At 60.6% G+C, this 14,078-nt stretch carries 12 protein-coding genes and 2 pseudogenes; 6 read left to right on the forward strand and 8 right to left on the reverse strand.

The genetic code is table 11. The features are described from left to right. Nucleotides 1-338: 338 nt before the first annotated feature. The 3 genes from AC731_RS03520 to AC731_RS03530 are packed head-to-tail and all read right to left on the reverse strand — an operon-like array spanning nt 339 to nt 3,151. A complete protein-coding gene (locus AC731_RS03520) occupies nt 339-1,046 on the reverse strand; it encodes a T4 family baseplate hub assembly chaperone (RefSeq protein ID WP_053085861.1) in 708 nt (235 codons plus the stop codon). A gap of 8 nt (nt 1,047-1,054) precedes the next feature. Next, on the reverse strand, nt 1,055-1,579 hold the full coding sequence (locus AC731_RS03525; RefSeq protein ID WP_048709282.1) for a phage tail protein: 525 nt from the start codon (nt 1,577-1,579) through the stop codon (nt 1,055-1,057). A 12-nt stretch (nt 1,580-1,591) separates the two neighbouring features. Continuing rightward, nucleotides 1,592-3,151: a phage tail sheath family protein gene (locus AC731_RS03530; RefSeq protein WP_048709284.1), complete on the reverse strand. Its 1,560-nt coding sequence runs from the start codon at nt 3,149-3,151 to the stop codon at nt 1,592-1,594. A gap of 426 nt (nt 3,152-3,577) precedes the next feature. Here AC731_RS03530 and AC731_RS03535 point away from each other — a divergent pair, with 426 nt between their 5' ends. Next, entirely contained in the window at nt 3,578-4,720 is a 1,143-nt protein-coding gene (locus AC731_RS03535; RefSeq protein WP_169800051.1) for a sensor domain-containing diguanylate cyclase, read from the forward strand. 223 nt (nt 4,721-4,943) lie between these two features. Here AC731_RS03535 and AC731_RS03540 read toward each other — a convergent pair whose 3' ends face one another. The 3 genes and pseudogenes from AC731_RS03540 to AC731_RS19400 all read right to left on the reverse strand — a co-directional run. After that, nucleotides 4,944-5,576: a type B-3 chloramphenicol O-acetyltransferase CatB3 gene (locus AC731_RS03540; protein WP_000186237.1), complete on the reverse strand. Its 633-nt coding sequence runs from the start codon at nt 5,574-5,576 to the stop codon at nt 4,944-4,946. A gap of 94 nt (nt 5,577-5,670) precedes the next feature. Beyond that, nucleotides 5,671-6,225, reverse strand: coding sequence for an aminoglycoside N-acetyltransferase AAC(6')-Ib4 (locus AC731_RS19395; protein WP_003159191.1), 555 nt, complete (start codon nt 6,223-6,225; stop codon nt 5,671-5,673). 119 nt (nt 6,226-6,344) lie between these two features. Then, nucleotides 6,345-6,722: pseudogene (locus AC731_RS19400) on the reverse strand (dihydrofolate reductase); the annotation flags it as partial. A 45-nt stretch (nt 6,723-6,767) separates the two neighbouring features. Here AC731_RS19400 and AC731_RS03545 point away from each other — a divergent pair. Further along, nucleotides 6,768-7,802 (forward strand): IS630 family transposase, encoded by a 1,035-nt coding sequence (locus AC731_RS03545; RefSeq protein WP_048705947.1) that lies wholly within the window; start codon nt 6,768-6,770, stop codon nt 7,800-7,802. A 22-nt stretch (nt 7,803-7,824) separates the two neighbouring features. Here AC731_RS03545 and AC731_RS19405 read toward each other — a convergent pair. Then, a pseudogene (locus AC731_RS19405) lies at nt 7,825-7,920 on the reverse strand (DfrA family trimethoprim-resistant dihydrofolate reductase); the annotation flags it as partial. A gap of 155 nt (nt 7,921-8,075) precedes the next feature. On the opposite strand from AC731_RS19405, the gene intI1 reads away from it, so the two are divergent. Continuing rightward, a complete protein-coding gene (intI1, locus tag AC731_RS03550) occupies nt 8,076-9,089 on the forward strand; it encodes a class 1 integron integrase IntI1 (protein WP_000845048.1) in 1,014 nt (337 codons plus the stop codon). Nucleotides 9,090-9,272: 183 nt separating this feature from the next. On the opposite strand, the gene AC731_RS03555 is transcribed toward intI1, so the two are convergent. Then, complete coding sequence (locus tag AC731_RS03555; RefSeq protein ID WP_004265658.1) at nt 9,273-9,893, reverse strand: tyrosine-type recombinase/integrase; 621 nt, start codon at nt 9,891-9,893, stop codon at nt 9,273-9,275. A gap of 481 nt (nt 9,894-10,374) precedes the next feature. On the opposite strand from AC731_RS03555, the gene AC731_RS03560 reads away from it, so the two are divergent. The 3 genes from AC731_RS03560 to AC731_RS03570 are packed head-to-tail and all read left to right on the forward strand — an operon-like array spanning nt 10,375 to nt 14,026. Further along, nucleotides 10,375-11,598 (forward strand): ABC-three component system protein, encoded by a 1,224-nt coding sequence (locus AC731_RS03560; protein WP_048709291.1) that lies wholly within the window; start codon nt 10,375-10,377, stop codon nt 11,596-11,598. Next, a complete protein-coding gene (locus AC731_RS03565) occupies nt 11,595-12,083 on the forward strand; it encodes a three component ABC system middle component (protein ID WP_048709293.1) in 489 nt (162 codons plus the stop codon). The genes AC731_RS03560 and AC731_RS03565 overlap by 4 nt, the downstream gene beginning before the upstream one ends. Further along, entirely contained in the window at nt 12,080-14,026 is a 1,947-nt protein-coding gene (locus tag AC731_RS03570) for a DUF3732 domain-containing protein (RefSeq protein ID WP_048709294.1), read from the forward strand. The genes AC731_RS03565 and AC731_RS03570 overlap by 4 nt, the downstream gene beginning before the upstream one ends. Nucleotides 14,027-14,078: the final 52 nt, after the last annotated feature.

Below are 14,078 nucleotides of genomic sequence, written 5' to 3' on the forward strand. Positions count from 1 at the left end.
AAGATCCTGCGCGAGGTCGACGGCCGACGCTGCAAGGGTGCCGGTCGCATCGCGCTCGGATGCGGCGACGGATTCCCGCCGGCCCGTGTTTGCGCCAGGGGGGGCAAACAAGGCTTGCGGTGCGGCGATCGTCGTCGCGCCGGCCGTCCGTACGCGTCCGGCTGTTTCGGCGCCGGCCGAAACCGCACGCGCTCCAGAAGAAGCGTCACGCGTTTCCTCCGGCGTCGCCAGCGCCGGCGGCGCATGAAAGGGCAGGTGTGCGGGCGCATGCAGGCGTGGTTCGCGCGTCCCGCTGGCCCGTCTTGCCAGCCGGCTGAAGAGTCCTCCGCCCGATCCGCTCATGGCGTCACCCGCGCGAGATAGGCGGCCCGTCGCACGTCACCGAGGGCGAGGATCTCGTCCTCGCGCCAGCCGTAGCTGCTCGCCAGCAGATGAACCTCGTCGAGCAGCCTGCCGGCATGGGCTTCGATCTCCTCCCACAGGTAGCTGGCGATGTCGAAGGCGGCCTCGCCCGCATGCCCGCAGGCGGGACACTGGTAGTCCACCGCCAGATCGGCCCAGGGATCGGCTGCTTCGATGGCATGCTCCGCATGCACCAGCAGCTGGTCGAGCATCGCGTTGTCCGCTGGCGCTTGCGCCTCGTCGGCGATGCAACTCAGGAGCAGTCGCCGCGCGGCTTCGTCAGCGTCCGGGCAGTCGGCCAGCGCGGCGAGCTGCCGCGCACCGGGGCAGCGGAAGCGATGCCCCTCGACCTCGACCACATCGGGAACCGGCGTCATGGCCGGCAGTTGCGCAAGGTCGAGCTCGAAGCTCATGCGTTCCCCGCACGCTGGACAGTCGGTCCAGGCCGGGATCGCAGCGCCGAAACAGTCGCGCCGCAGCCGCATCAGCGCGGCATTGCAGGCGCCCAGCGGCGCATCGGCAAGCGCGTCGGGCGCCAGCCCCGGCTCGGCCACCGCGAACAGCAGCAGTGCGCGGTCCAGCGGATGACGCAGAGCGCCATGCTCCCAGACCGACAGCAGTTGTGCGGCGCTCAGGGCGGGCATGGTGATGCTCAGGCCGGTTCGTTGAAGCTGGGCTCGGTCGGTTCGCCGACCTCGTAGTCGCGCTCCCAGCCCTCGTTCTCGAGCTTGATCGTCTGGATCGCGACCGCGTTGGCGTTGGCATCGAGATCGGGCAGGGCCTGGTACTCCGAAACCCAGCAGCGATACACCTTGTAGGCGATCGCCAGCTGGCCGGCCTCGTTGTAGACCTCGATGATCAGGTCCTTGCGAAAGTCCTTGAGCGAGACTTCCGCGCCGAGGCCGGAACCGAAGTTCCACACCTTGTTCGCCCACTGCTCGAACTCGCGGTCGTGGGTGACGCCGCGTTCGAGGGTGATCGCATCGAAGCGGGTGCGGCCCGGCGACTTGCGCGAGGTCGAAGGGTCGCCGCCCTCGCGGTGTTCGACCAGTTCGGTGCTGCGCTTGAGGGCGCCCACCTTGCTGATGCCGGCGACGTAGCGACCATCCCATTTGACGCGGAATTTGAAGTTCTTGTAGGGATCGAAGCGCTGCGCGTTGACGCTGAACTGTGCCATGACGGTCTCTCCTTAGGCTTCGATCTGTCCGGCCATCTGCTGGATCTTGATGACGACGAACTCGGCCGGCTTGAGCGGCGCGAAGCCGACCAGGATGTTCACGACGCCGCGGTCGATGTCGTTCTGGGTGGTGGTTTCGGCGTCGCACTTGACGAAGTAGGCGTCGCGCGGGCTGCTGCCCTGGAATGCGCCCTGGCGGAACAGATCCTGCATGAAGGCGCCGATGTTGAGCCGGATCTGTGCCCACAGCGGCGAATCGTTCGGCTCGAACACGACCCACTGCGTGCCGCGGAACAGGCTTTCCTCGATGTACAGCGCCAGCCGCCGGACCGGCAGGTACTTCCATTCCGACGCCAGTGCATCGGCGCCGGCCAGCGTGCGTGCACCCCACAGCAGGTGGCCGGTGACCGGGAAACTGCGCAGGCAGTTGAGTCCGACCGGGTTGAGCACGCCGTTCTGCGCGTCGGTCATGGTGTAGGTGAAGCCCTGCACCCCGGAGAATGAGGCCGCGAGGCCGGCCGGCGCCTTCCACACGCCGCGCTGGCCGTCGGTGCGGGCGATGATGCCGGCGACCGCACCGCAGGGCGCGAAGTCGGCGAGGCGGTTCTCGCTGAGCGGGTCGGGCATGCGCAGGCGCGGGAAGTAGGCTGCGGCGTTGATCGCATCGTCGTTGCCGATCGTGGCGCGCAGGCCGTTGACGCCGGCTTCGGCGGTCGCGATCGCGGTACTCGCGTTCGCAGTCCATGCGGCTGGCGCATCGATGATCAGCATCGCGCGCCGTTCCTGGCAGTAGGCGGCGGCAGTCGCCCAGGTCGCGGCCACCAGGTCGGCGTCGAACGAGGGCGGCGGAATGCACAGCAGGTTGAAGAGGTCCGCCGCCTCGAGCGCGTACAGCCCGGTGCGCGCGTCGCGGTCACCGGCGATCTGGGTGTCGGTGATGGCGCCGCCGTCGGTAGCGGTGGTGGTGGCGTTCGCCGTGCCATCGACCGGACTCTCGTCGGCCGGGGCGGATGTCCTTACCCTGACGAGGGCGGACTGCGCCTTCAGCACCGTATCCACGAAGCGCGCGCTGCCCGTGTTGACGGAGACGTTGCGGAACGGTTCCGAGGCGACCACGGTGGTGCCGCCGGCGCGGTCGAGTTCCTCCACCGTCAGGTTGAACAGCAGCGTGTCCGACGTGTCTCGGGTCAGATGGTCGACCCGCGCCCGCAGGCGATTGCCCCAGGTGCCGGGGCTCGCGGCCTCGAGTACCAGGTTGCCGGAGGTGGTCGCCAGCGTGATCGTCGCGGTGTCGGTGTCGGCATCGCCATTGAACACGCGCACGATCAGGGCATCACGGCCACCGTGCTGGAAGAAGTGACTGACCGCGTAGGACATCGTGCTCGAGCGCGACAGCCCGCCGAACAGGCGGCTGTACTCGGCGAAACTCTGTACGCGGATGGCGCGGTCGACCTCTCCGCGCAGGGCGCGACCGATGAAGGCGGTAATCGACGTGGCGACACCGGTGATCGTGCGTACGCCACTCGGAATCTCCTCGATGTAGACCCCGGGGTAACTCAGGACTGACGGCATGGACGCTACTCCTCGGCTGGGCAGGGCCGGGCAGAGCCGTATGCGTCAGGGAATCGGGCGCGCTGGCGGGGCCGGCCTCGAAATACCCCGCTCGATCCCCCCGGTGGCAACGGATGCCTGCCTGGCGGGTCGTACGGGAATCAGCATGGGGTGCCAGTCCTGCAGGTCGAGCGGGAGAAACAGGACCTCATGCGCGGTGCTGCTGCTCGACTGCCCAAATGGGGCCGTCAGTGCTACCAATCTAGATCACGCGATTGCGAATGCAAATCCGGTTGCATTTTATGGAATATGAGTAATGCGAGCGTCCATCCCCATCCGTCGCAAGGCTTGCGACACGCACGGGCTCCCGCAGGGGGTGCCCGTGCGTGCTCAGGGCCCGTCCCGGGCTGTTAAGCTTGCGGCCTTTCAATCCTGTCGCGATTGCCAATGAGCACTTCACAACTGCAATTGTTCCAGGCGGCCGTCATGCAGTCGTGGAACGCGATCGTCATCACCGATGCGGATCTTGCCGGCGGCTGCCGCGTGCAGATCGCCAATCCGGCATTCTGCGCGATGACGGGCTACACGCTGGAGGAATTGCGCGGGCGCACCTTGAGCATGCTGCAGGGTCCCGACACGGATGCAGCGGTGATCGAGGACCTTCGTACCTGCCTGCGGGAGGCGCGCTTCTTCGAGGGCACCGCGACCAACTATCGCAAGGACGGTTCGAGCTACATCGTTCGATGGAACATCTCGCCCGTCCGCGACGACGAAGGCGTGCTGACGCATTTCATCTCGGTGCAGCAGGACATCTCCGAGCATGTGCGCACCGAGCGGGAGAATCACCTTCTCGCCCGCGCGCTGGACGCCACCAGCGACCCCGTATTGCTGACGGATGCGCAGGCGCGGATCATCTTTGCCAACACGGCCTTCACCGAGCTCAACGGCTACTCGGCGGCGGAGATCCGCGGCCGCACGCCGGCCCTGTTCAAGTCGGGCATGCATGACGAGGCCTTCTACGCCTCCTTGCGCCGTTCGCTCGCCTGCGGGCGGGATTTCCGCGCGACTTTCATCAACCGGCGCCGCGACGGATCGCTTTATCACGCGGAACAGAGCATCTCCCCGATCTGCGATGAGAAGGGACGGGTCACGCATTACGTCAGCGTGAGCAAGGACATCTCGAAGCGGGTCGATATGGAGCAGACCCTGCGCGACGCGGCCACCCGCGACATGCTCACCGGCCTCTACAACCGCCATCGCGGCGATCAGCTGCTCGAGGAAGCGGCGGCCAACGCGCGCACCGACGGCGGCCAGCTGAGCGTGGTCGTGTGCGACGTCGATCATTTCAAGCAGGTCAACGACCGGTTCGGCCATCCCGCCGGCGACCGCATCCTGGTCGAGATCTCCCGCATCCTGAGAGGGGTTCTAAGCCGGAACCGCCGAAAATTCCGTCAGCCGATCAACGTGGCTTGTCCCTCGCCCGGTCGATGGGGTAGACCCAACAGTCGTGTCACTAGCCGCCATTTCGATCACGGCAATGCCAGCCGGATGTCACGTCCAGATTGTTCCGGTCTGGACGGGGCCGACTGACGTCTCGGATGGCGGGTGGCATACAACTGCTGTGACTCCTGCAGGGGGGCGGCTGCCTGACCGGACGGCGAGCATCAACCCATCTCACGTATTCGTCATGTCAGCTTTGACACTGCGCACGCGACGGCACCCGACCCAGAGCAGCCGTAGAGCTTTTGGGAAAGCTGTCGTTCAACGCCTGAAATAAGCCGTGCCGCGAAGCGGCATCGGCTTGATTGAATTGTTAGACGGCAAACTCGAGCCAATACTTGTGCAGGCCAACAATATTAGACGAGCACAGCATGGGCATTGCCGCTTTGATCTTCTCCAGTGACCAATTCCACCACTCCATCTCCAGAAGCAATGAAATTTCCTCATCGGTGAAGCGTTTCTTAATCTTCTTAGCGGGATTGCCGCCAACGATAGCGTAAGGCTCCACATCTTTTGTCACCAACGAGCGGCTGCCTATCACCGCACCGTGCCCGATCTTGATTCCGGGCATGACCATTGCCTCAGAGCCGATCCAAACGTCATTGCCAATGACAGTATTACCTGCTTTTTGGAAGGCATCGAGTGCGCTTGAGAATGCAGGTTCTTCCTGCATATAAAAGAACGGGAAAGATGATGCCCAGTCGTACCGATGCCCCTGATTGCCAGCCATGATAAAGGAAGCCCCACTCCCGATAGAGCAGAAACTACCGATGATCAACTTATCAACGTCATCACGGTCCGGAAACAGATACCGTGCGCAGTCATCGAATGAGTGCCCATGATAGTAGCCAGAGTAATAGCTGTACCGCCCAACTTTGATATTGGGGTTCTTCACTTGCTCAGAAAGCAGCTTGCCTTTGAAGGGGCTATCAAAGTAGTTGGTCATAAGAGATCCCGCGGTCTGTGACTTTGCCGTCTAACGTTTGACATGAGGGGCGGCCAAGGGCGCCAGCCCTTGGACGTCCCCCTCGATGGAAGGGTTAGGCATCACTGCGTGTTCGCTCGAATGCCTGGCGTGTTTGAACCATGTACACGGCTGGACCATCTGGGGTGGTTACGGTACCTTGCCTCTCAAACCCCGCTTTCTCGTAGCATCGGATCGCTCGCAAGTTGCTCGGCGACGGGTCCGTTTGGATCTTGGTGACCTCGGGATCATTGAACAGCAACTCAACCAGAGCTCGAACCAGCTTGGTTCCCAAGCCTTTGCCCAGTTGTGATGCATTCGCCAGTGACTGGTCTATTCCGCGTACTCCTGGATCGGTTTCTTCTTCCCACCATCCGTCCCCGCTTCCAAGAGCAACGTACGACTGGGCATACCCAATCGGCTCTCCATTCAGCATTGCAATGTATGGAGTGACGGACTCTTGCGCTAAAACGCTTGGCAAGTACTGTTCCTGTACGTCAGCAAGTGTCGGGCGTGCTTCTTCTCCGCCCCACCACTCGACGATATGAGATCGATTTAGCCACTCATAGAGCATCGCAAGGTCATGCTCAGTCATGAGGCGCAGTGTGACGGAATCGTTGCTGTTGGTCACGATGCTGTACTTTGTGATGCCTAACGCCCGCCTCAACTGCCGGAGGTTAATGGCGCCTTTTTTGCAGCTCCACCGCAAAAAAAGGTGACAGTAACCGGAGGTCAGATTGCAGGCGCTTGTTAACTCTTTTGCCAGATTTGATAACAATAGTTAATGTTAGACTCGAAATCTTGCTCAAATACCAACTTGAATGTATCTGGGATTTCAGGAAAAACTATGTCTCCATCTCGCTCGATGTCGACTGTTGAAATATGCAAAGTATCTACTTTGGAAATCAAGCTTTTGTATATTTCACCACCACCAGAAACGATAACATGATCCGTGATTTCCTCTAAATTTATTAAGGCATCCTGAATTGAGGAGAAAACCATTACACCCTCATCATTCGTAGAAAAATTAGAGCGAGTTACAACTGCATACTTTCGATTTGGGAGAGCGCCCATTGACTCAAAAGTTTTGCGCCCAACTAAAAGCCATTGATTATATGTAATTGCCTTACTAACGTTCCCGTAAGTAGTGTCATGTGAGCGATAATATGCCCCATGAAATGCAAACGACCTTCCGACGGCCGTGCCCTCGATCATCACACCTTGCAGGTGATGCGGCAGCAGGCTGTCAAAGCAGTGCGTGAGGGGCAGACAGTGCAAAGCGTCGCGGCGGCGTATGGCGTGAATGAGCGCAGCGTTTTCCGGTGGCTCGCCGACTTTGCCAATGGCGGGCAGAACGCATTGCTGGCCAAGCCGATTCCGGGGCGCCCCAGCAAACTCAGCGCCGAGGAGTTGTCGTGGATCGCCAATGCCGTTCGTGACCATAACCCGCAGCAGTTCAAGTTCGAGTTCGGCTTGTGGACGCTGTCGCTGATCCGTCACCTGATCAAGCGCCAGTTCAAGAAGGAGTTGTCGGTCTCCTCGGTCCACCGTCTCATGAAGATCCTGGGCTTCAGCGCCCAGAAGCCGCTCTACCAGGCGTGGCAGCAAGACCCGGTGCTGGTGCGCACGTGGGAGACGGAGACCTACCCCACGATCCGCGCCGAAGCCAAGCGGGTCGGCGCAACGATCTACTTTGGCGACGAGTCGGGTATCCGCTCGGATTACCACACCGGCACGACCTGGGCGCCGCAGGGCCAGACGCCGGTGGTGCAGGCGACGGGCCGGCGCTTCTCGCTGAACATGATCTCGGCGGTTAGCACGCAGGGCGAGTTTCGATTCATGTTGCATGAAGGCTCGGTTGGCGCGAAGGTGTTCGTCGAGTTCCTCAAGCGCTTGATGGTCAATGCCGAGAAGCCGGTGTTTCTGATCGTCGATGGTCATCCGATCCACAAGGCAAAGATGGTCAAGAGCTACGTCGAGGGCTTGGACGGCAAGCTCAAACTCTTCTACCTGCCGCCGTACTCGCCGCATCTGAACCCCGATGAAACGGTCTGGGCTCATGTGAAGCGCAAGGTTTCGCGCCAGTTGGTCGAGAGTGCCGAGGAGATGAAGCGACTCGCACTCGGTGCATTGCGCAGCATCCAGAAGCTCCCTGAACTCGTGAAGTCATTTTTCAGGCAGCCAGAGTGCCGCTATATCCTGGAATGACTCTACTTATTGAAAAGTTAGTAAATAGAAGTTGCTCGCCTTTGGCGCTCCATGGAATATCTGGTCCATTACCGATAATACCGTTCTTCGACTTGGCAGCCATTAGTGATAACTTCACGATTTCTCCCTCGAGTTAACTTTGTTTTAGGGCGACTGCCCTGCTGCGTAACATCGTTGCTGCTCCATAACATCAAACATCGACCCACGGCGTAACGCGCTTGCTGCTTGGATGCCCGAGGCATAGACTGTACAAAAAAACAGTCATAACAAGCCATGAAAACCGCCACTGCGCCGTTACCACCGCTGCGTTCGGTCAAGGTTCTGGACCAGTTGCGTGAGCGCATACGCTACTTGCATTACAGTTTACGAACCGAACAGGCTTATGTCCACTGGGTTCGTGCCTTCATCCGTTTCCACGGTGTGCGTCACCCGGCAACCTTGGGCAGCAGCGAAGTCGAGGCATTTCTGTCCTGGCTGGCGAACGAGCGCAAGGTTTCGGTCTCCACGCATCGTCAGGCATTGGCGGCCTTGCTGTTCTTCTACGGCAAGGTGCTGTGCACGGATCTGCCCTGGCTTCAGGAGATCGGAAGACCTCGGCCGTCGCGGCGCTTGCCGGTGGTGCTGACCCCGGATGAAGTGGTTCGCATCCTCGGTTTTCTGGAAGGCGAGCATCGTTTGTTCGCCCAGCTTCTGTATGGAACGGGCATGCGGATCAGTGAGGGTTTGCAACTGCGGGTCAAGGATCTGGATTTCGATCACGGCACGATCATCGTGCGGGAGGGCAAGGGCTCCAAGGATCGGGCCTTGATGTTACCCGAGAGCTTGGCACCCAGCCTGCGCGAGCAGCTGTCGCGTGCACGGGCATGGTGGCTGAAGGACCAGGCCGAGGGCCGCAGCGGCGTTGCGCTTCCCGACGCCCTTGAGCGGAAGTATCCGCGCGCCGGGCATTCCTGGCCGTGGTTCTGGGTTTTTGCGCAGCACACGCATTCGACCGATCCACGGAGCGGTGTCGTGCGTCGCCATCACATGTATGACCAGACCTTTCAGCGCGCCTTCAAACGTGCCGTAGAACAAGCAGGCATCACGAAGCCCGCCACACCGCACACCCTCCGCCACTCGTTCGCGACGGCCTTGCTCCGCAGCGGTTACGACATTCGAACCGTGCAGGATCTGCTCGGCCATTCCGACGTCTCTACGACGATGATTTACACGCATGTGCTGAAAGTTGGCGGTGCCGGAGTGCGCTCACCGCTTGATGCGCTGCCGCCCCTCACTAGTGAGAGGTAGGGCAGCGCAAGTCAATCCTGGCGGATTCACTACCCCTGCGCGAAGGCCATCGGTGCCGCATCGAACGGCCGGTTGCGGAAAGTCCTCCCTGCGTCCGCTGATGGCCGATAGTACCCCCTCAGCATCATCACCGTAAGCAGCCGCCCGCCGGCAAATGGCGCTTGGCGGGCAGCCGCGCCGGGCTCAGATCTCAATCTGCTCGGAGATCTCCAAGGCATCATCGACCTCGATGCCCAAGTACCGCACCGTCGACTCGAGCTTGGAGTGACCCAGCAGGAGTTGCACCGCCCGCAGGTTCTTCGTGCGCTTGTAGATCAATGTCGCCTTCGTGCGTCGCATCGAGTGCGTACCGTAGGCGGACGGATCGAGGCCGGCGGCCACCACCCAGTGCTCGACGATCCTCGCGTACTGACGGGTAGAGACATGCGGTGAGTCGTGCAGGCGGCTCGGAAAGAGGAAGTCCTCCGCCCTCAGGCCGGCCTTCGCGATCCAGGCAGCCACAGCCGTACGCGTGGGCTCGGTCAGTTCGAACTGCACAGGCCGCTGCGTTTTCCGTTGCACGACCATGGCGCGTGAGAGCACCTGGTTTCCATGGGTCACGTCGCGCACCCGCAGGCTGACGAGGTCACACCCTCGGAGCTTGCTATCGATCGCGAGGTTGAACATGGCGAGGTCACGGACTTCGTGCGCGTTCTGCAGATGAATACGGATGGCCCAGATGTCCTTGGGTTTGAGCGGTGCCTTCTGGCCCACCAGCTTCCCCTTGTTCCAGGCTTCCCGATGCGGATGTTCTCGGGTTTCCATGACAGACTCCTTGTTGTTGATCGGAGTCTGATTCTTGAGCCCGTGGCGTGCGGCGGCTATCGGGGAAGATGCCCACAGCGTACTATCGGCCATCACCTGCCGTTGGACATCCCAGCAGAATTTTACTAGTCGGCTTGTACTGGAGGACCGGTTTACGGCGGCCAACTCGGAGCTCGCGTTGGCTCAACCCGGCCAGAAGCCGTCACTGGTCACCCGATCCGGATAGCGGCCACCCGGGCGAGGCGGTATGCTCTCTGCCTATGCGTCAGATGACTCGCAGCAGCCCACTAAGCCGTCGGCTGCTGCTATTCCTGTCTTGTTGGCGTGCCTTGCGCCTGGTTCTTACATCTAAACAGTAACTTGCAGGACAAGTTATCTGGCATTCCGAGGATATGCGGAAGAACTGCCGCCCTAGAACAAAGGTGTCGACAAGTAGGCAGCGCCGTCGATGGTGTGCCCATGCTAATTAGCGATTGAACCGATGACAGGCAAGACCACTGACCAATTTTCAGCTGGCGAGCAAGGCTTGGGATACATGTATCAAGCGCGACTCGCCCTGCTACAACTGCTCCAATTGCCGGAAGATACTGCCATCTTCCTGGAAAAGGACGACGACCTCGACTTCATCGACAGCGACGGCGGCAAGTCCTTGGCATCACTCAAGCACAAGGCGATCGGCGATAGGCTGACTGACCTGTCAACGGATTTCTGGAAGTCCGTCAACATCTGGCTGACGCGATACAAGCGTGATGGCCGCGCTACATCGAACCTGCGGTTCTTCCTGTTCACCACCGGCACGGTATCGAGCGGTTCGTTCCTAGCCCGTCTTCTCCCTGATCAGCCCGTCGCCACAGGCGATGCGACAGCGCTAACCGAACTTGCCGATGCCGCGCTTGCCGGATCGACATCAAAACTCATCGCGCCGATCGCCACGGCTTTCAACGAACTGAGCGATCCGGAGAAGCAGGATTTTCTCGAACGAATCCTAATTCTCGATGGCAACCCACGCATCGGCGACATCCCGGCGCTCATTAGGGACAAGCAGTTGCGCTGCATCCGGCGCGAGCACCGCGAGTTCGTCTTCGAGCGGCTGGAGGGCTGGTGGACCGATGCCGTGATCAAACAGTTGACTGGCGCCAGGCCGGAAGGAATCTTCGGTTACGAGGTGTCAGACAAACTCTCGAATCTCGCTGAGGAATATAAGGCAGACAACCTGCCTATCACCTTCCGTGGAAAGGCACCCGCTGACGAGATCGACACGGATGCCGACCCGCGCCTGTTCGTGGCGCAATTGCGCGAAATCGGTATTTCCTCGAATAGGATCAGGAGTGCGATTTTGGATTATTACCGGGCTTTCGAACAACGGTCGGCCTGGGCGCGCGAGAACCTGCTTGCGTTGGGAGAAGTCGAGGAGTACGAGGATCGCCTCGCCGATGAATGGGGTCGCTACAAGGATGTCGCTTTCGAGAAGCTGAAGGGCGACAGCGCGGAAGAGGCACTGCGCGAAGCCGGCTCCGCCCTCTATAACTGGGCAGAATTTGAGACCGGAAAGATCGAATCCCTACGCATCCGCGCAAGGGTGACTGAGCCTTATGTCCTTCGCGGCAGCCTCCACATTCTGGCAGATGCCACGCCAGAACCCAGGGTCTACTGGCATCCCAGATTCCTCGATCGCCTTGGCGAGTTGCTGGGGGTGGCCTCGTGAAACGATGGGATCAGCGCCCCTTCGAGATCCGGAACCTGTTCAACCCTGCGTTCTGCGGCTTGGTCTTGTCCCGCGCCCTGCACGGCTATGAGGAAGAAGACGCCCGCGGCATGCCCTTCTCGCTGACGCTGCTTGTGCTGCCCCTGTGCCTGCACAAGGATTCGCGCGAGGTGATCGCCAACAGTCCGCGCAGCTACCTGCTCAAGACTGCAGAGAAGAACCAGCAGCTTATGGTGGGCTTCGCCGACCGGGTCACGCAGATGCTGCCGTATGCCTTTGAGGGGTTCGGTCTGCTAATGGAACGGGGCTGCATCGCCATCTTGGAAGACGGTCGTATCCAGACCGTGCCCAAGAAGGTGCGCAAGACCGTCGATGGAACCGCCGAAACCGTCTCCTGCCAGAAAGTGGCGCGCATCGTCGGAAAGGAATTCGCACGCATCGCCGACCGGGCGACTGTTTACACGACTTTCGGGATTCGACCATGAAGATCAGCTCCATCCATGTCTACAGCCATGACGGCCAGCGTCGTGACCTCCGGTTCAACGTAGACGGACTCAACGTCATCACTGGTCGTTCCTCCACCGGCAAGTCGGCGCTCTCGGAGATCATCGAATACTGCATGGGACGCTCCTCGTTCAACGTCCCCGAAGGCATTATCCGCGACAAGGTGGCCTGGTTCACCGTGATCTATCAGTTCGAGAAAGAACAGGTGCTGGTTGCAAAGCCGACCCCGCCCGGTGGTGGTGCCAGTTGCAGCACGGCAATGCTGCGAAGAGGGGGGCAATTGCAGACGCCCGCGTTCAATGAGCTGGTGGTGAACACTGACGACGACAGTATCGTAGAACTACTGTCGCGCTTGCTCGGTATTCCCGAGAATCGCACCCAGGTCGCGCTTGAACACAGCCGCAATAGCTACGACGCGAACGTCAAGCACACGTTTTACTACCTGTTCCAGAAGCAGGGGCTGGTCGCAAACAAGGACCAACTTTTTTACCGACAGAACGAGCAGTTCCAGCCGCAGGCGATCCGCGACACGCTTCCGATCCTGCTCGGCGTCTCCTCAAATGACCGCTATGAGTTGGAATCCAAGTTGCGCACAGCGCAGCGGGATCTGAGAATCACCAACAAAAAGCTGGAGCAGGCGCGCGACGCCGTCGGCACGTCGCATGAGCAGGCTATCGGCCTCTATTCGGAAGCAAAGACGGTCGGGGTCATCGGCAACATCGACGAGAATCCGAATGCCGAAGGGATCATCGAGGCCTTGAGGTCGGCACTGTCTTGGATGCCCGAAACAGTGCCGGACGACGATGGCAGCCGCGTCTCGCTTCTGGAGGATGAACTGGCCCAGTTGCGCCAAGATCGCCGCGACACTCAGACCCGGATCGATGCCGCGCGACAGTTCGCTAAACGTTCAGGCGGATACGAGAATGAGGCCGCCGAACAGATAAGCCGGCTCGCCTCGATCAAGGCGCTGCCGAAGAACCCCGGCAGTGGTGAGTGGCAATGGCCGTTCAGCGAACGAAACCTTGCGCTGGATTCCCCGGTCGCCGTCGTTCTGCTCAACGAATTGGAATCACTCGACAGGGAATTGCGCATCGCTACCGGCCAGCGCCCCAAGCTCGAAGCCTACTTGGCCGAGCTGACCAGCAGGGCGGACGGAATAGCGGGCCGTATCAAGCAGAAGGAAGCGGAACTGTCCGCAGCGATCTCGGCCAACGAACTGATGGACCAGATGGGCACCCGCAACAACGCCGCTGCACGCGTGGTCGGCCGTATCAGCCTGTTCTTGGAAACGCTTCTCCCGAATGACGATCTTGCCAAACTGGAAGCGGAGAATCGCCGTCTCAACAATAAAGTCAAGCAGCTTGAGGAACAGATCGGCGTCGACGACAGCAACGAGCGCCTAACCTCGATCCTCAACAACATCTCCGCACAGGTGTCGCGATACATTCAGAAGTTCAACGCCGAATTTGCTCCGTACCCTGCACGGCTCAACCTGCCGCAGCTAACGATCATCTTCGATCGGCCCGAGCGTCCAGTGCCGATGAGCCGAACCGGCGGCGGCGAAAACCATCTGGCCTACCATCTGTCGGCACTGCTAGCCCTGCATCTGTTCGCGGCGCAGAACAGCCGCCCAATTCCGCGCTTCCTGCTGATAGACCAACCAACCCAAGTCTACTTTCCGTCCGAACAGATTTACAAGGATGCCGATGGCTCGGTGCAGAAGACGGAAAAGGATGCCGATCTTGATGCGGTGCGTCGGCTGTTCGAGCTATTGCTTAAGTTCACCCAAGAAGACGTCCCAGGTTTCCAACTGATCGTCACTGAGCATGCGAACCTGCGCGAGCAGTGGTTCCAGGACGCGCTCGTCGAGGAACCGTGGACCAAGCCGCCCGCGCTGGTTCCGGAGGATTGGCAACACCAGTGATCCATGTCATTTGTCGCGTGGGGCGGAATAACCGGTTGCAGCGGACGGACCG

This window comes from Thauera humireducens, assembly GCF_001051995.2.
Taxonomy (GTDB): domain Bacteria; phylum Pseudomonadota; class Gammaproteobacteria; order Burkholderiales; family Rhodocyclaceae; genus Thauera; species Thauera humireducens.